The sequence below is a fragment of the Runella sp. CRIBMP genome (assembly GCF_009905605.1).
In the GTDB taxonomy this organism is placed as follows: domain Bacteria; phylum Bacteroidota; class Bacteroidia; order Cytophagales; family Spirosomataceae; genus Runella.
The window spans coordinates 114,993-133,722 of record NZ_JAAAKZ010000005.1 but is presented as its reverse complement, the minus strand read 5'-3'; the positions used below and the strand labels follow the sequence as shown (position 1 = coordinate 133,722).

Here is an 18,730-nt window from a genome sequence, read left to right as displayed (position 1 = left end):
ACTATTATCTCTACCTTGTACAACAAATCTGCTACTAATGCGAACCCTGCTCTTCTTCCTACTCATTGGTATCCACCTCCCGGCTTGGGCACAACCAGTGCTAACCATCAGTGATGCTCAACGCATACGGACGGTGGCACCTGGTGCCTATTATTACGAAGACTTAACCCACCAACTTACCTATGAACAGATAGCACGTTATCCCTTAGACTCCTTCAAACCTATGAACCGACAGGGGGCCATTCAATTGGCAATTCGATTGGGAACAGTATGGCTAAGATTTAACGTCAATAATCAGACCGATAGAGAATTAGTTCTCCTTTCAACCCAATGGAAATTTACCAAGCTGGAGGTTTATACAGTAGATGAAAAAGGTCTATTGACCATTCAAAAACTACCCTCAAACACCCCCTTTGATAAGCGCATAGCTCCGATTTCGCAAGCCTTAGCTTCCATAGGTAAACATCCGCGCACGGTTTATCTTGCGGCTGAGTTTTCCATCGTTGACTTTTTCAATGACTATCTGCAACTCACCGACATGGGCAATGCTCTTCTTTATCAAAAGCAAATCGGTTTTTGGCATGGTGGGTTGGCCGGCGTTTATTTTTTGGTTTTTTTGTACGCACTTGTCTTCTATTTTCAGCTCCGCGACCAACTCATCGGTTGGTATGCGTTATTTGTTTTCACCAATACTCACTGGTTTATAGACCGCAGTGGATATCTTTTAGAATTTTTCGGACAGGACTCGTGGTATACCCAATTCCGTCCATATTATCCTATTCATTTGGTCTTTTTGGGTGTGTGGACTATTTTTTTAATCAAATTTATCAACCTCAAAAAATACTCTAAGTTTCTTTATTACTCACTCATTTTTTGGCTTGGGTTGGACGTAGCAGCTTACCTGCATCAGATGATTACTGGTTTTTTCGGGCCGCCCTACTCGCTGATGCGTATTGTAACGCATTGGTTAGGTATTGAATATGTGGGGTATCTGGCTATTAGTTTACTTATCTTATTGATTGCCGTAGTCTATGTAAGTATCAGAGATTTTCAAAAAGTACGGTGGTACGCACTGGCGTTTAGTATTGGGTTGACTTCGATGATTATCGCTATCTTAGCCCTTTTTGACATTTCTTGGCTGCCTCATTATCCATACAACAATTTCTATTTTATTGGCTCATTACTGGAAATAGTTCTGTTGGGATTTGTGTTAGCCGAACGCGTCAGCCAACACCGCAAAGAGCAATTCCAAACCCAACAGCAACTCATCGCCCAACTTCAAGAAAACCTGCGTCAGCAGAACAAACTCCTCCAAATCCGTGACGAAATTGCCCGCGATCTTCACGACGAAGTCGGCGCTACCCTCACCAGCATTGCTACTTCAGCCAGGGTGATTCAGAAAAAAAATGGCAGGACTCATTCGCAGACTAACGCTATTTTAGCTCAAATCAAAACCGATTCTGAAGAAGCCATTCACACCATTCGAGATACCGTTTGGGCTTTGAATCCCGATAACGATGCCCCCGAAAAACTCCTCGAAAAGATGAAAGCCGTAGGTTTCAAACTGCTAACACCCCATGACATTGCCTTTGTTTTTGAAAACGATGTCCCCATAGCACAACTACCCATGTTTAACATGGAACAGCGACGCAATATTTACTTAGTCTATAAAGAAGCCATTCACAATATCGCCAAACATTCCCAAGCAACCAACGCCCAAGTGCGTGTCTATCAACAAACCAATGCCTTACACATCCGAATTTCGGACGACGGCCAAGGCTTTGATTGTTCGAAAAATACCGATGGGAATGGTTTGAAAAATTTTCAAAAACGGGCAAAGGAAGGTGGGTTTGAGGTGAATATTTCGTCGGGAGAAGGAATTGGAACGACAGTTTTATTGGTAATTTCTCAATTAGACTTTTGATTTATGCGCCTCCCTATTTTCATATTGCTAATTGTAGGCTTAACACCCACTTGGGCCCAGAAAATACTCACAATTACTGATGCCCAAAAAGCCAACCCTATTGCTACCTACGTTTACTTCTTAAAAGATGCCACGCATACACTCACAGCCGAGCAAGTTGCCCGCTATCCATTGGATTCCTTTCAGGCGTTGAACCAAAAAGAAATTGTGGGATTCGGTTACTTTACCGAAAAGATTTGGTTGCGTTTTGAAGTAAAAAACAGCACCTCAGAAGACCTTTACCTTATTCACAGTTTTCGAGGATTTCGTAGAATAGAAGTCATCATAATGGATGAAAAAGAGCAACAACGGGCGTTTCAGGCAGGATTAAAAACCCCTGCTTTCTATCAACAAGTACTTACGAGACCACCCATTTTTCCCATGGGTAGTTACCCCAAAGTTATCTATATCTCAATTGTATCAGGAAATGCCTACGGCGATTACATACACATTGGCAACTTAGAACATGCACTCGCTTATCAAAAAAATAACACCATTTGGCAAAGTTTTTCGTTGGGCATTTTTGTTCTCGTCTTTGTCTATGCTTTTATTTTTTCTATTCGTCTCCGTGATTCCTTGATTGGCTGGTATGCGTTACTGATGTTCAGTATTATTACCTTTTACTTGGATTTTTACGCGTTTCTGCCAGTCAGTAAGTATATTATTGCTCCACCATTTATATATCAATTATGTTGGTCGCTTTTCCACGTTAAGTTTCTCAATTTGCGTTTCTATTCAAAAACGCTCTATTGGGCAATCATGGGCCTCAACGGGCTTTATTTTATGAATTGGATAGTTACCAAAATGATTCGTCTTGTTGATAATAACTTCCCATCGTTACTTTACCGTCTACTCTTTTGGCTCAAAATTGACTGGGGAGGGTATATCTTAATCGTATTATTCATGTTGTTGATTGGGCTCGTTTACGTGTCAATTAAGAATTTTAAGCAAGTCTGGGTTTATGGAGTTGCTTTTAGTATCAGCCTCATAGCCATGATTATTAGCATGTTTGCCCTTTACAATATTTCTTGGCTACCCTTCATCCCTTACAACAATTTATTTGTCCCGGGTACCTTGATTGAAATCACCATGCTGGGGTATATTTTGGCTCAACGTGCGGGTCAACAGCGAAGAGAACAGGCCCAAACCCAACAGCAACTCATCGCCCAACTCCGAGAAAATCTGCGCCAACAAAACAAACTCCGCCAAATCCGTGACGAAATTGCCCGTGATTTGCACGATGAAGTAGGTGCCACCCTCACCAGCATTGCCACTTCGGCCAAGGTGATTCAAAAGAAAGTCGGCACTAAAAATCTGGAAGCAAATTCTATTTTGAGCCAAATCAAAACCGATTCCGAAGAAGCCATTCACACCATTCGAGATACCGTTTGGGCCTTAAATCCTGATAACGACACACCCGAAAAACTCCTCGAAAAGATGCGAGCGGTGGGTTTTAAATTGCTCACAACCCACGACATCTCCTTTGTTTTTGAGAACGAAGTCCCAGCTACTCAATTGCCCATTTTCACGATGGAGCAGCGACGCAACCTGTATTTGGTCTATAAAGAAGCCCTCCACAACATCGCCAAGCACGCCCACGCAACCACCGTTCAAGTACGTATCTATCAGCAAGACAACGCTTTGCACATACGAATTTCGGACGACGGCCAAGGCTTTGATTGTTCGAAAAATACCGATGGGAATGGTTTGAAAAATTTTCAAAAACGGGCAAAGGAAGGTGGGTTTGAGGTGAATATTTCGTCGGGAGAAGGAATTGGAACGATTATAGAGATGATAGTAAACAATATTAAAAAATGATCAGCATTGTACTTTTTGAGGATAACAAAAGCCTGCGGCAAAGCCTGAAATTGTATTTTGACAATACGGAAGGTGCGTATTTGGCCGGTGCGTATGAAGATGCCAACGATGCCGTTGCCAAAATCCGCAAGCATTGCCCCGATGTGGTACTGATGGACATTCAGATGCCAGGGCTGTCGGGTATCGAAGCATTACAGCGCATAAAAGCTGTTTACCCCGAAACGAAAGTACTGATTCATACCATTTTTGAAGACGAACACCGTATTTTTTCGGCAGTTTGTGGCGGTGCATCAGGCTACGTACTCAAAAGCCCCGACCCCGACGACGTGTGGCAGGCTATTCAAGATGTTCACAAGGGAGGAGCGCACATGTCGCCCGCTATTGCGGTCAAGGTAATGCAAATGTTTCAAAATCAGTTTGTACAGTCGCAACCTACCTATATCGAACTCACGGGGCGCGAGCGCGAAGTACTGACTTGTTTGGTAAAAGGCATGAGTTACAAAATGATAGCTGACGCGTGCTCGTTGAGTGTACATACGGTTCACTACCACATCAAGCATATCTACGAAAAACTCCACGTCAATTCCGCCCCCGAAGCCGTGGTGAAGGCCATTGAGCAAAAGTTGGTTTAAAAACTACCCAAATTGGGGATGGTGAGGCTTAGGATTATGACCGACCTTTGTCTCAATCATTCACTAAACTTATCTGCTTCAATGAAAACTTTACCAGTAAAAATCGCTTTTTGTACTTTCCTTTTTCTGAGCATTCACTCGTTCAGTTTTGCCCAAAAAGACAATACGGATGATCCTGAAAAAGTACTCCAATTGTTTATCACAGAATACAACACCGACCCGCACAGCTTTTTCAACAGCCGCATTCCGAGTGATTTTAGGTATACCAATACCAAAGGTTTGTTTTCGTACCGAGAGTCTGTGGTCAAAGGGGCTGAAGGACGAAAGAGCACCAACAGCGAAGTCTCTGATCTAAAATTCATTAAGTCAGGTGATTTGATTGTAGCCAGTGGTATCCATACGTTTGGAGGAAATCCAGTGGCGTTTACTTACACCATCCAAAAGCAAAACGACCGATGGATGTTTGCCGCCTCGCATCATTCCACTGTTGAAAAAGCAGCAGAAGCAAAAAAATAAGCCCTACTTATTTCCGCATCCATCCACATACGCAGAAAAAGTACTTCCTTCGTCTGCTTTAAATCCTGGATTTAGTAATACATAATTTTGGGCATCATAAGTCACTTTGGCCGAAGGCGAAAGGATATTTTGGGCTTGGATATGGGTACTAACCTCAAATTTGACCGTATCTGTAATGGTGTGATTCAACACCAACGAAACCGTACAGGGGTCAATTCTAACCAAAAATTTACTAACGTTCAGGACGGAGCTATCGGTGTTTTCCAACAAATTCCATGCGGTATTGACATCCGCATTGTGGCTCGCCAAAATCTGACTGAGGGTAGACGTAATCACTTTGGGTTCAATGGCTTTTAGAAATAGACTGTCCAATAATTGATTTACCGTTGTGTAGTTTTTAAAGGAACGTCCCACTAAGTTATTGTGCAAATCCATGGCCGAAGCAGCCGTTTTGACCAGCGCCGTTCCTGCTTCATTGTACTCATAAGCCGACGTGAATTGCTGCACAATGTCGTTGGCCGTGGCATCGTTGGCACCCGCATCTTTCAGTTTTTTGACCGCAAGCGCATTCCAAAGCGAATGTCGGAAAGCGTTGGAACTATTGTCATTTTGGCTTTGTGCGCCTGTCCCAAAAAATTGGTCGGTGTAGGCATTGGCTTCGTTGCCCGCATCAAAAATGAGCTGTGCCTGCGCAGGGTACATGAATGCCAACGCCTGCACGCGGAGATTTAAGCCAAGTAGATGATGGGGGTTTGTCCCGAACGTAGTGGCGGTGGTGAAGAAACAAAAGACAATTGTTGATAAATGGTATTTCATAGTAGGGAGATAAATTCAAGTTTTTCACTGAAACTTCTTTAAAGTATAGGGCTATCCGTCTTAATAAAATACCCGACGCGCACTTGGATTGGCACGTCGGGTATCTGAGTATATATAACACCACAAAAAACGAAAAAGAATTTCGACTTACGTGATAGCTTTTCGTTTGATTAGGTCAAATGTCCAAATTAATCCTTAAAAAGTACTTAAATGTGGCTTAAACTTTGCTTAAAAATTACTTTCGTTTTAAGCTGGATAAATATTCTACCAAGTCCACCAATTCTGGTTGGCTCATGGCTTCGTGTAGGCCTGCGCTCATGAGCGACTCATCCATTTTTTTCATCGATACCACTTGGCTCATTTTGTAGCTTTGGGTGGTGCCTCCGGGAAATTTGAGTAGTAAATCGGTCTCGGTTTTGCTCGAAACAATCCCCACGGTGGTCGTGCCGTCTTTGAACTTTACTTCGTAGCCTTCGTAGCCGAAACTCACCCCCGCACTTGGGTAGAAAATAGCCATATATTGACCATCTTTGCCCAGTTTGCTGCCAATTTCCGATAATTTAGGCCCAAAATCGTTGCCTTCACCATTGACTTGGTGGCAGATGGCGCAGTAATTGGCAAACACTTTTTGCCCGTTGGCGGCGTTGCCTGTCATGGCCATCAGTTCACTTACGGGTGGCAGTTTTTTGCCTGCTTTGCTGGGGGCGGCATCTAAGTATTTGGCGGCTTCTATTCTTACATTTTTGCGCCAAGCACTGCTCACGCCTTGTACGGCAGCGGCTTTTAAATCACCGCTAAATTTGCCTTCTTTCAACAGCGCCAATACCAAATCTTCGCCGTCCATGCTACCGCCCAACGCCCGCGTTGCTTCGGCCCGGAGGGCTTTGGGGCGTTTGGGGTCAAGGGCAACCGCCTTGAGTATGTCGATGGATTGCTTGGTGCCCACACTCCGTAAAGAAGTGACCACACTCTGCGCTTTGGCGGCATCTTTACCGTTGATGGTGGCCCACAATAGTGGTGCCTGTTCTTGCTTCAACAGCTGACGGGCGGCGTCGCGGCCGTCGCGTTGCATGGGTTTTTCGGTGGCCACTTGTAAAAGACGTTTTGACTCCGAAATTGGCTCAAAGCGTTGCACCAAATCCATGTACTCGGAGGTGCCAAAACTGGCATCCAACAGTTTTTGCAGGGATTGCTGCGCCACGGGCGACGTTTTAACAAAGCCAGGATCCAAATGGCGCAGGCACAATTTAGCCACGTCGTTGTCGGTGTTGCCCTTCATGATGTCCAACAAAGCGTTTGATTTTTCGGTTGCGCCAGGGTTGAAGTCAAACGCCCGGAAATAGCGCAAACGGTCGTTGAGCGGCACATTTTTATCACCTGCCAGCGAGGCCAACAGCGGCACCGAAGCGGCCGTACGCGCCCGCCATACAATGTCACGGTTTTTGGGGGTGGCCGTTGGATTAGACCCCGCCATTTTGAGCCATGCGTTGTAGAATTTATCCCATTGACCATCGGCCGACACCCCGAGGGCTTCTAAATACCAACGGTCCTTTCCGTCGTAACGGGTGGCCAATTGTGCCCACACGTCGGCGGCCAAATCGTCGCTGATGTGACGAATCGCCAAAGCTACTTCGCGGCGCACCTGCGCGTCGGGGTCAGCCGCTAAAGTGTTCAAATGTTCAATCGACAACGGCAATACGCCTTTGGCAGTAATCTGGCGCGCTGCGCGGATAGCCGTGATTTTGATGTCTGGATTGGTATCTTTTAAGGCAAGTTCTACGTATTTAGTGCCGTTGGAAAGTTTCGTCAACAACCACAACGCCCGGGCTTTCATGCGGGGATTGGGGGAGGTTTGATACATTTTTACGAGGTCACTTTCGGCACTTTGCCCAAGGCTACGAATTTTGTTCCAAGCCATGTAACGTACCGAAACATTGGGGCTCTGAATTGCTTTTAACGCTCCTTCTAAGGTGCTGAAATCCGACGTAGGCACTTTGTAAGCCGTATTGGCAGGTGCTACGCGGTAAATGCGGCCTCGGTTCAAATCTCCCGCTTGGTGGCCGCCCACGCCTGGATCGTACCAGTCGGCGGCAAAGAGTGAACCATCAGGGGCTACGCACACATCCGACGGGCGAAACCACTGATTGCGCTTTCCGTAGAGTACATTTACGATGCTGGCTTTGAAACCAGCGCCATTTTTTTCAACGGGATATGAGCGAACCACGTTGGGGCCTGCATCGCAGTGAATCATCTGGTTTTGAAATACTTTGGGCAGCATGTCTCCTTCGTAAATCAACATGCCCGTGGGCGAGCCCGCACCCGTTTGGAGCAGGTTGGGGATGGCGCCGGGGTCATTCAAGTGCCAGTGGCGCAGCGGGATTTCTGATTCGATGTTGGTCCGGTTGGCGCTCCAGCTTGCACCCGTCATTTCGTCGGTGTAGCCGTAGTTGCCGTATTCCATTACGTAGTTGATACGCACCCCTTTGTTGCCGTCGTCGTCGTTGTCTGACTGCCACATGGTGCCGTAGCTGTCTACGGCTACTTCGTAGTTGTTACGGAAGTTATGTCCCAATACCTCTACATTTTTGAAGTCTTGGTCGCATCGAAACACCATTCCCTGCTTGTATTTTTTGCGGTCAATAGGCTGTCCGTCTTGGTCCAGCACGGGTTGGCCTTTGCCGTCGAGTAGCTGATTGCCTTCGTTTCCGAAGTTAAAATATAGTTTACCGTCGTGCCCAAAGGTGAAAGCGTGCATTCCGTGGTCGTGCTGCTCGCCTTTAACTCCTTGAAAGATGATTTCTTTTTTGTCGGCTTTGTCGTCCCCGTTTTCGTCCGTAAACAACCACACGTACGGGCTTTGCGAAACCAACACGCGGTTGCCCATCACCAAAATCCCCAAGGGCGCGTTGACTTCGGGCCCCTGATAAAACACCTTGCTGGCGTCGGCTTTGCCGTCGCCGTTGGTATCTTCCAGAATCATGATGCGGTCGCCTTCTTTGTGGGTAGCATTTCCTGTAATGTGCGGACGGTAGTTGTAGGCCTCCAACACCCAGATTCGACCTTTGTGGTCGATGTCGATGTTGGTCGGATTGGTAATCATCGGTTCTGAAGCAAACAGATTGGCTTCCAACCCGTCGGCCACTTCCAAGGCCCCCACGGCGTATTTCAATTCATGTTTTTGTTCCTGCGTGAGGGTAGCGTATACACTGTCGAGGGTCGTTTGAGCCCCGCGACTTGGGTTGTCGTTTTGATAAGTTGCCAACAAAGAGCCGGCCAGCGCCAACCCACCCAGTCCCCAAAGGTATTTTTTCATAAGTATCCGGATTTATAAAATGTCGTTTGAACAATTAACTGTTAAAGCAAAATGTTTGGGGATTATAATGTGTTTGGTGTATAGCTTCTGGGAGACGTGGATAGGAATATCATTTTCGGGCGTAATACATCGCGATATTTTTCAGCCGATACCAATGCCGGGCGTTCACCCACGGGTATTTTCGTTGGGCAAGGGGCACAATGTCGGCCTCTGTAATGTCGCCGTTGAGTTCTTTTTCGCCCATGGCGTAGATGTACGATTCTGCTTCACGACAGTGTCTTTGAATTTTTTCGGCCTGCTCGGCGGTGATGTGGGGATATTTTTTGCGTAATCGTTCATAAATGGGCTTGCGGTAATTCTCGCCCCATTCGATGCTCAATTCCATGGCATCATTTAATAGCTCATCGCTGAAACCTAATTCGTTGGTGCTCATCACAGTGTTGGAATGGTTGGATAAATCATACTTGGAAAGGTCGAACCCAATTTCAGGAATCGGCGTAAAAACGGCGCGTTGGCCCGAGATGGCGGAAAATTGATCCGAAAAAGGGTACTTTTCTTTTACTTCTTCGGGATAATGTTTGATGAGGTCGATGCTGTAATACCAGCCGTTGGTAAATTGAACCTGGACTTCGTAAAAGCCAAACATAATGTGGCTGAATTCACAGCTAATGATCCATTTTCCATTTTCGTTTTTTGGATTGGGAGCATAATAACATTCTACTTCAAGGCCCTTTACTTTATGGAAAACGCTGATTTGTTCTATTTCAAAAGGCTCAGAATTCAGTTCAATGAGGAGCCGCTGAAAATGGATGTTCTGAAAAACAGAAACTTGATTGCGGGTCACTATCCCCACCGGAGCGTTGGACGGGGCGGGGGCATCGGGAAACCGTACACTTTTGGTGGTGGCTTTTGTTACCTGAATTCGTCCTTTGAGGGGAGAGAAATTTTGAGAAAAGGGGGCGCAAGCGATGACTTTTTCTTCGGGCAGAATTGCTTGAACACCGTCGCCCCGGTCGGGCAATAAATAACCTTTGGTTTCATATTCCCAATCGGCAATGTCCCTCATGCGTTCATTGGAGGCTTTGCTAATTTGTGCGTGGCTGTAGAGTTGATTTTCTAACTCAAAGAGGGTGCCATCGGAAAAATCCGCGAGGTCTTTGACAAAGAATAGTTGATAAGTTTTGGTATCCATGGCTTGTGCCTCTGCGCCCATTGATTTCCCAAAGCGTAGAGGGCTTCTTGTTTTATACGTTTCTTTCTAATTTTTTTACTAAAGTAATTCAGATAACCTGTTCGTTAAGAGGCCCGTTTATTTTTCGGCACTAAATGCGACGGGTTTCTGTTTCTGTAAAGTCAACATTTGCCCCTTGGCAATTGAAAATCACCTACAATGGCTCAAAAAAATAAACATCAACTCCCTACCATCAAAGCCAGAATACAGGCACTCAAATACTTACCACTGTTTTTAAAAGAAATTTGGCATACGCAGCCGTGGATGACGGCGACCAATGTGGGCTTACGACTCATTCGGTCGGTGATTCCGTTTTTGACGCTGTATTTGGGAAAGTTAATCATTGATGAAGTGGTTTTGCTTATTAATAACCACTCTACTGATACTCGACATTTGTTGGTGTTGATTGGGATGGAATTGGCGTTGGCGATGAGCTCCGATGTTCTGAACCGTATAACAGGGCTATTGGATGGACTTTTGGGCGATTTGCACGCCAATCGGTCGTCGATTCAAATCATGCAACACGCGGCAACGCTCGATTTGACCCAATTTGAAGAGCCTGTTTTTTACGACAAGCTCGAACGCGCCCGTCAACAGACCGTAGGGCGGACGGCGTTGTTGGCTCAGACTTTGGCGCAGGTGCAGGATATAATTACCATTGGTTTTCTGGCCGCAGGTTTGGCGGTGTTTAGCCCATGGTTGATTTTGATTTTAGTGTTAAGTATTATTCCGGGCTTTTTTGGGGAGTTTTATTTCAATTCGCAGAGTTATGCACTGTCTTATCAATGGACGCCCCAACGCCGCGAATTGGACTATATACGTTACATTGGAGCGAGCAATGTCAATGCGAAAGAAGTAAAATTGTTTAGTCTTTCGGGGTTTTTGACGGAACGTTTTCGCGAATTATCAACGGCTTACTACTTGCAAAACAGAAAGTTAGCCATTCGGCGGGCGGTTTGGGGGGCGCTGTTGGCGGCCATTGGTACGGCGGGTTATTACGGAGCCTACGCTTTTATCGGGATTGAAACCATCAAGGGAGCCATTACGATTGGAAGTTTGACGTTTTTGGCGGGCTCGTTTAGGCAGTTGAAAGCGTCCCTTGAAGGTATTCTTAACCGGTTTACGACCATCTCGCAGGGGACTTTGTACCTACGAGATTTCTTTGAGTTTTTTGACTTACAACCCGAAGTGATTTCTCCTCCCAAACCGCTTCCATTTCCTTCTAATATCCAAAAAGGGTTTGTATTCGAAAACGTCAGTTTTAGGTATCCAGGTGCTGAAAGATGGGTTTTTCAAAACCTTAATTTTACGTTGAAAGCGGGCGAAAAATTGGCAATTGTAGGGGAAAATGGGGCAGGAAAAACAACGCTCGTTAAGTTGCTCACCCGCTTATATGACCCCACCGAAGGGCGTATTTTGCTCGAAGGGCGCGATTTGCGGGAGTATGAATTAGGAGAATTACAGCACCACATTGGGGTTATTTTTCAGGATTACATCCGTTTAATGATGACAGCCCAGAGCAACATTGCGGTGGGAGATATTAACGAACTCAACAACCTTGACCGAATTGCAACAGCGGCCGACCGCAGCTTGGCGTCGGCGCTAATTAAACGCTTTCCTGACGGTTTGCAGCAGGTGTTAGGGCGGCATTTCAACGGGGGCGTGGAGCTTTCGGGGGGAGAATGGCAAAAAATCGCCCTTGCCCGGGCCTACATGAGAGATTCTGAATTGTTGATTTTGGACGAACCTACCGCATCTCTTGATGCCCGCGCCGAATATGAAGTTTTTCAGCGGTTTGCGGAGTTGACCAAAGGGAAAATGGCGCTTTTGATTTCGCATCGTTTTTCTACCGTTCGCATGGCCGACCGTATCATCGTGATTGAAAACGGCCAGCTCATCGAGTCGGGAAGTCATGAAAATTTGATGGAAAAAAAAGGACGCTACGCCGAACTGTTTCAATTGCAGGCTAGGGGATATTTGTAATCGTGTTTTGATTTTGCCTTTTCAGAAAAGCGTTATATCTTTGAAAAAATAACGCTTTTCTGAATGAGACTTGGGCGGTTCATAACGTTTATTGGAATTTTGGTATCCTCGTTAAGCGTTGGCGCGCAGACGCAAGATACCACCTCTCTACAAAACCGTATTTTTCGGTTAGACGAAGTGGTTATTTCGGCTTCGCGTTTGCAAGAAAGCCTGCTGAAATCGCCCGTAAGTATTGAGAAAGTGACGATGCAGGATTTTCGTCGTTCGGCACAACCGTCGTTTTTTGATGCCCTCGAAAACATCAAAGGTGTTCATTTGATTGTGCCGAGTTTAGGGTTTAAAGTGCTTAATACCAGAGGTTTTGCCAATACCACAAACGTGCGCTTTGCCCAGCTCATTGACGGAATTGATAACCAGTCACCGCACATTGGCGCGCCAGTCGGCAATGCCCTCGGGCCGAGCGATTTGGATATTCTGAGCGTTGAAATTATTCCCGGAACAGCCTCGGCGTTGTATGGAATGAACGCCATCAACGGCTTGGCAAATTTCCAAACCAAAAATCCTTTTGAACATTTGGGGTTGAGTTTTCAGCAAAAATTAGGGGTAAATCACCTGAATGATAAGGCGATAACGGCCAAATTGTTCAACGAAAGCAATCTGCGTTACGCCCACGCTTGGAACGACCGTTGGGCGTTTAAAATCAACGGGACGTTTACCAAAGGTTACGATTGGCAAGCCACCGACCGCACTGATATATCGCCCACCATCAATGCCTCGGCTGGACTGACGGGCGCTGATAACCCCGCCTACGACCCCGTAAGCGGCTACGGCAATGAGTCCGCCAATCGGCGCACGCTGACTTTGGCCAACCGCAACATTGTCGTGGCGCGTACGGGGTACCATGAATCGGACGTGGTTGATTATCATTTTCAGAACCTAAAGGCCGATGCGGGCCTGCATTTCCGTCCTACGAAAGCCGTTGAACTGAACTACACGTATCGGATTGCCTATCTCAATAATGTCTATCAACGCTCTAATCGCTTTCAGTTAGTCAACTATTTGTTGCAACAGCACGCTTTTCAACTGCGCGGTCGGGTGTTTCAGGTTCGGGCATATGTTACGTCCGAAAATACGGGAGATTCTTACAATCTTCGCTCGATGGCAGAAAATATTGACCGTGGATATAAGTCAGATAACCAATGGTTTAGTGATTTTCAAGCGCGTTTTCGGCAGGTACAAAACCAGTCTTCGTTGGCCGATGCTTTGCTTGAAGCCCGTACTTTTGCCGATGCTGGCCGCCCGCAGCCGGGCACTGAGGCTTTTACGAACAGTTTAGCTCGTTTGCAGAATATCAACAACTGGGACGTAGGCGCGGCGTTGCGGGTCAAAGCCAAGCTGTACCATGCCGAAGGCCAATGGAACCTGACGGAAGAATGGCTTGAAAAATGGCGAAAACAAACGGGAATTGAAATCTTGGCGGGCTTTGACCACCGCACCTACGCCATTGTGCCAGATGGAAATTATTTCATCAATCCAGTCAGTGATAGCCAAAATCTAACGTATGGAAAAACGGGTGGATTTGTGCAAATCACCAAGGTACTTTTTGGTGAAAAGCTCAAACTCGGGACTACGCTCCGCGTCGACAAAGCCGATTATTTTACCACCAAACTTAATCCGCGTTTTACGGCAGTTTATTCCCCAAGCCAAAAACACCATTTTCGGGCATCCTACCAAAGCGGGTATCGCTTTCCGAGTATTTTTGAGGGTTTTTCTAACATTAACAGCGGCGGGGTCAAACGCGTAGGCGGCTTGCCGGTAATGTCGCAGGGGATTTTTGAAAACTCATATATACGCACGTCGATTGATGCATTTCAGGCGGCAGTAAATGCGGGCGTGAACAGGTTGGGCGTAAGCAAACGTGACAGTTTGGTCAAATCCAACCTCGGACTTCTGCAACGCAATACGTATACCTACCTCCGTCCGGAGTTTATTCGTTCTTTAGAAATCGGCTACAAAGGGCTGTTTTTTCAGAAACGTTTGTTTGTTGACGCCGACTTTTATTACAATCGCTACCAAGATTTTATGGCGCAAGTAGAAGCCAATATTCCGAATGTTTCTACGCTTGACTCGCTGGGCTATATCATGCTCGACCGGTCTAAACAGCAGCGTTATCGCCTCTGGACCAATTCCAAAACCATTGTTCGCAATTATGGGGCGAGTCTTGGCGGTCGGTATCGGTTTATGCAGGGGTGGTTTGTTGCGGCCAATGCTACTTACACCCAACTTGACCGCAAAGAAGCAAATGACGGCTTAGAAGATGGATTTAATACCCCCAAATGGATGACCAATGTCTCCGTTAGCCACGCCAATTTGTTTAAAAATATCGGTTTTGGACTTAGTTACAAACACCAAAGCCAATTCTATTACCAATCGTTTTTGGTCAACGGCAATGTGCCTGCCATCAACGTTTTTGACGGACAGATTACGTATTCTTTACCCAAACAAAAAGTGGATTTCAAACTCGGCGGCACCAACCTCCTCAACCGCTATTATTTCTCCATCCTCGGCGGTCCGCAAATCGGTGGTTTTTATTACGTGACAGTGACGTATCGGTAGGGCTATAGAAGTTAAGTGCCAATATCACCAGTACGAATTAAATTTTGAATAACAGGTTCCAATGCCATCCCAATAATTGCCATCAGAATTGACCATAATGTAAATAGTAGCCAGTTATTTTTTACGATTTCAAATTTTTATTCCTTCACCCCAATCTTCCGAAATTTCTTGATTCGGTGGAAAGTGAGATAATTGGCGTCGTGGTTGTTGTGGGCCCCGCCTTGGCCGTCGTCGAAGGCGGTGCGAGAAAGGAAGATGATGTCTTTGCCTTCAAAAAGCCAATCTACGTACTGAAAGCCGTGTTTGATAATTTCGGGATGTTGTAATAAAATTATTCGTAAGTCCCAATTACGCAAATCTTCGGAACTGAAAAGCGCCTGGGTATTCCGAATACTCGCGGGGTTTTTGCCTGGATTAGCGGCTTTGATTTCCTGCGGAATATAATTGGCAATGGTCCAGTATAGTTTGGATTTGGGGTCGTACCGAATGCCGAATTTTTTGCTCCCGCCCGGGAATTTGACAAAGCCTGTGTTAGAATCAAACGTGGCCGTTTTGCCGTCGTCGCTGATTTTTACGAAGGCGGCTTTTTCTTCTAACGTTGATTTATCATCTACACGCAGCACATCCCACAATTGTCCTGTGGGGTCAACGACGGCGTTTCCTTCAATCCAAGCGCCAAAATTTCCGTTAAGCAAGGTCGAATCATAACGCAATACGTTGCTGCTTGTCCAGTTGGCAGCCTTCATGGGGTCGGCCCCCAAGGGGATAGACATCATGAAAGCACCGTAGCGTTTTCCCCATTTTTTGACGGAGCCCATGGCATCTTCCATGGCGCGCCAGAGGCGGCTGTTGTGTTCAATCAGTGGCATGGGCGCGCAGTGGTATTCGCCCGCTAAAAGTAGGCCGTTTTCACCGTCGGTGGGTTCGGTCCAAGTCACGCCGCCGTCGGTAGATTTCCGGATGATGGTGTTGCCGTGGTGCTTGCTTGTTCCCATGAAATACAGCCCTTTTTCGTGCACAAAGAGTTTTGACCAAAATTGGCCGTTGATTTCAGAAATCTGCGTCCATGTTTTGCCTTTGTCCTTGGAGCGATAAATTCGGGAGTTTGGACGTTCAAACTCATTGGATTTCGGGCCAAACAAATCGTGAGATGCCAGATAATCACCGTTGGATAAAATACAAATACTCGGTGAGCCGATGTACAAACCCGAGGCCGCTGGACTGTACGCAACCACCGAGCCAGGAACCTGTGCGGTGGTAAAAATCCATGAAATCAGGAAAAATAAAATCAACGAACAGTGTTTTTTCATTGTCGGGTGGAGTGGTTTAAGCAAAAAAGATCAACACCTTTAAAAGGCAAAACCCTCCTGAAAATACCGACATAAACCCACATGAACATCTAAAAAGCGGCTCCCAATGCTATTCTACAGCTTCCTGATACCATTTTTCAAAATTGAGGGGAGGCTGCCATTTGGACTTGGGTTCGTAGTAATTCCAGAGTAGTTTGCTGATTTTGCGTAGCAAAACGTAGCCTTCATTCTGAGAAGTCCAGCTTTCATCGAGGTTGTTTTTGGTAATAACGCAGTAGACGTATTCGCCGTGGGGAGCATGGACGAGCACGGCCTCAGAGCGCGAGCGATTGACGGCTCCGTTTTTGGAGGCTGTTTTGATGTCGGGCGGGAGTTGTGACAACCCCTCTCCGTCCCAATATTGGCGGGTGAGGTTGCGGTACATCCGGTCGGAGGCGTCGGGGCTGATGGCGCGGCCTTGTCGAATCATGGCAAATAGCTCAGCCATTTCACGCGGGCTGGTTTGGCCCCAGCCGTAGCGAGTACGGTTGGCTTCGCGCCCAGGTGTGCGCGAGTTGACGCGCGTGGCCGTAAAACCGTTTTTGTCGAGCCATTCGTTGATGGATTTTCCGCCTCCTGCCAAGGCTTGACACCACAGGCTGCCCGTATTGTCGCTGACGGTTTCCATGAGCATGACCACTTCGCTGAGCGGAATTTTAGCGCCGTCTTTCAACGAACCCACGATACCGTCGTCGTAGTGCAAGGAGTCTTTGTAGGTAAGAATAGCGTTGTAGCGAAGCTCGCCTTTGGCGATTTTGTCAAACAGCCCGCACTGAATCGGTACTTTAATCATGCTCGCCGTAGGGAACAGCGTATCAGCATTGATTTCGACAATTTTGTTGGTTTTTAGATTACGTACATATACGCCTACATCGCCCCTAAATCCTTTGATGGCTTCCTGAAGCTGGGTCGTTAGTTTTTTATCCACCCTTGCATTTTGTACGGCCGAAGGTTGGGCATTTGTTTGCAAAGCAATTACAAACAGGAAAAAGAGAAATAGGTGTTTTTTCATTGATAAAATGCGAGTTGGAATCTTTCATTGATTCAAATTTTTCTCCAAAACAATCTTAGGCGCACCTGGATTATCTGCAAATATACCTACAATGTTGAAGTTGTGTTTTAGGTTTAAAATCAACATGTTACGCCATTTGTTGTAGGTCATGGTACGCACAGTATGGTAGCCATTGGCGCGGCACCACTCGTGTTGTAGCTCCATTAAATGACCCGCAATTCCCTGTCCTCGGTGAGTGGGCAATACGCAGCCCAACCAACTGTAAAAATGCCCTTCCTTGCGTCGGTAGCCCATTTTGTAGCCAACGACATCGTCGTTTTCGTACGCAATGAGGGTCAAAAGATGAGGCGTTTCGTTGATTTCTTGAATGAGTTGGGAGCGTTCTTGCCCCTCAAAAACCTGAAAATGAAGCGTTAGAACGGCTTCTAAAACAGCCTCGGGAAGTTGATTTGTAAAGGTTTTGTACTCAATCATGGTTGTACCAATGTGGTGGCGGGATTTAGTTGACCAGCTTCAAAATCGCGGATGTTTTGAAACGTAACCTGCGCTATTTGACACAGGGCTTCTTCCGTAAAAAAGCCTTGGTGAGAAGTGATAAGGACATTCGGAAACGACATCAGGCGCATCAGCATATCGTCTTGAATGACACTTTCTGACAAATCATGAAAAAATAAATCGGCTTCTTGCTCGTACACATCAATGCCAAAATAACCCAAATGTCCCGTTTTGAGGGCTTTTATCACCGCGCTCGTATCCACCAACCCACCCCGACTGGTATTAATAAGCATGGCGTTGGGTTTCATTTGTTGCAAGGTATCGGCGTTGATGAGGCGGTTGGTTTGTGGCGTAAGCGGACAGTGCAGCGAAACAATGTCGGAGGCGGTAAACAAGGCCTCCAAAGCAACGTATTCAATGCCAAGAGCAACCAAATCAGGGTGGGGTTGCAGATCATAAGCCAATACTCGACAGCCAAATCCCTTCATAATCTTGGCAAAGGCTTCGCCGATTTTTCCCGTTCCGATTACGCCTACTGTTTTGCCAAACAGGTCAAAGCCCGTCAATCTTTCGAGCGAAAAATTCCCTTCACGTACGCGGTTGTAGGCTTTGTGGGTTTTGCGGTTGAGCGTCAGGATAAGTGCTACGGCGTGTTCGGCCACGGCGTGGGGCGAATACGCCGGCACGCGCACCACCGCAATTCCGTGGGCCTTGGCGGCCTGTAAATCCACATTGTTGAACCCCGCGCAGCGCAGCGCGATAATTTTGACATTTTTGGCGGCCAACTGCTCAATGACTTCGGCGTTGAGTTGGTCGTTGACGAACACACAAACCGCTTGGCTGTCACTCAGTAAATCTATGCTTTCGAGGCTCAAATCGGTATCATAAAACTTTAACTGATAGGACGTGTTGAAGCGATTAAAATAGCTGCGGTCATAAGACTTCGAACTGAAGAAAGAAATTTTCATAATGGATATTTTGCTTAT

The 18,730-nt window shown here is 46.4% G+C and carries 13 protein-coding genes; 6 read left to right on the top strand and 7 right to left on the bottom strand.

Going from position 1 to position 18,730, the window contains the following annotated elements; translation table 11 throughout:
* Positions 1-37 precede the first annotated feature (37 nt).
* The 4 genes from GVN20_RS15490 (at position 38) to GVN20_RS15475 (ending at position 4,929) form a co-directional block, all read left to right on the top strand.
* A complete protein-coding gene (locus tag GVN20_RS15490; RefSeq protein WP_166559218.1) occupies positions 38-1,924 on the top strand; it encodes a 7TM diverse intracellular signaling domain-containing protein in 1,887 nt (628 codons plus the stop codon).
* A 3-nt stretch (positions 1,925-1,927) separates the two neighbouring features.
* Positions 1,928-3,781 carry a histidine kinase gene (locus GVN20_RS15485; protein ID WP_166559217.1) on the top strand — a complete coding sequence of 618 codons (1,854 nt, stop codon included), beginning with the start codon at positions 1,928-1,930 and terminating at the stop codon, positions 3,779-3,781.
* Entirely contained in the window at positions 3,778-4,413 is a 636-nt protein-coding gene (locus GVN20_RS15480) for a response regulator transcription factor (RefSeq protein WP_166559216.1), read from the top strand. Before GVN20_RS15485 ends, GVN20_RS15480 begins: the two co-directional genes overlap by 4 nt.
* 81 nt (positions 4,414-4,494) lie before the next feature.
* On the top strand, positions 4,495-4,929 hold the full coding sequence (locus GVN20_RS15475) for a nuclear transport factor 2 family protein (RefSeq protein ID WP_166559215.1): 435 nt from the start codon (positions 4,495-4,497) through the stop codon (positions 4,927-4,929).
* Positions 4,930-4,932: 3 nt separating this feature from the next.
* Here the strand turns inward: GVN20_RS15475 and GVN20_RS15470 are convergent, their stop codons facing one another.
* The 3 genes from GVN20_RS15470 to GVN20_RS15460 all read right to left on the bottom strand — a co-directional run bounded on the left by GVN20_RS15470 (position 4,933) and on the right by GVN20_RS15460 (position 10,250).
* Positions 4,933-5,745 (bottom strand): DUF6973 domain-containing protein, encoded by an 813-nt coding sequence (locus GVN20_RS15470; protein ID WP_166559214.1) that lies wholly within the window; start codon positions 5,743-5,745, stop codon positions 4,933-4,935.
* Positions 5,746-5,980: 235 nt separating this feature from the next.
* Positions 5,981-9,058: a PVC-type heme-binding CxxCH protein gene (locus GVN20_RS15465; protein WP_166559213.1), complete on the bottom strand. Its 3,078-nt coding sequence runs from the start codon at positions 9,056-9,058 to the stop codon at positions 5,981-5,983.
* Between the two features lie 109 nt (positions 9,059-9,167).
* Entirely contained in the window at positions 9,168-10,250 is a 1,083-nt protein-coding gene (locus tag GVN20_RS15460; RefSeq protein ID WP_166559212.1) for a hypothetical protein, read from the bottom strand.
* Between the two features lie 198 nt (positions 10,251-10,448).
* Here GVN20_RS15460 and GVN20_RS15455 point away from each other — a divergent pair, with 198 nt between their 5' ends.
* Both GVN20_RS15455 and GVN20_RS15450 read left to right on the top strand, forming a co-directional pair.
* Positions 10,449-12,272, top strand: coding sequence for an ABC transporter ATP-binding protein (locus GVN20_RS15455; RefSeq protein WP_166559211.1), 1,824 nt, complete (start codon positions 10,449-10,451; stop codon positions 12,270-12,272).
* A gap of 99 nt (positions 12,273-12,371) precedes the next feature.
* On the top strand, positions 12,372-14,888 hold the full coding sequence (locus GVN20_RS15450; RefSeq protein ID WP_229599082.1) for a TonB-dependent receptor: 2,517 nt from the start codon (positions 12,372-12,374) through the stop codon (positions 14,886-14,888).
* 137 nt (positions 14,889-15,025) lie between these two features.
* Here the strand turns inward: GVN20_RS15450 and GVN20_RS15445 are convergent, their stop codons facing one another.
* From GVN20_RS15445 to GVN20_RS15430, 4 genes are all read right to left on the bottom strand, one after another.
* Entirely contained in the window at positions 15,026-16,198 is a 1,173-nt protein-coding gene (locus tag GVN20_RS15445) for a sialidase family protein (RefSeq protein WP_166559209.1), read from the bottom strand.
* Between the two features lie 109 nt (positions 16,199-16,307).
* Entirely contained in the window at positions 16,308-17,249 is a 942-nt protein-coding gene (locus GVN20_RS15440) for a serine hydrolase (RefSeq protein WP_166559208.1), read from the bottom strand.
* A 24-nt stretch (positions 17,250-17,273) separates the two neighbouring features.
* Positions 17,274-17,723, bottom strand: a complete 450-nt coding sequence (locus GVN20_RS15435; RefSeq protein ID WP_166559207.1) for a GNAT family N-acetyltransferase — start codon at positions 17,721-17,723, stop codon at positions 17,274-17,276.
* A complete protein-coding gene (locus GVN20_RS15430) occupies positions 17,720-18,712 on the bottom strand; it encodes a 2-hydroxyacid dehydrogenase (RefSeq protein ID WP_166559206.1) in 993 nt (330 codons plus the stop codon). The genes GVN20_RS15435 and GVN20_RS15430 overlap by 4 nt, the downstream gene beginning before the upstream one ends.
* Positions 18,713-18,730: the final 18 nt, after the last annotated feature.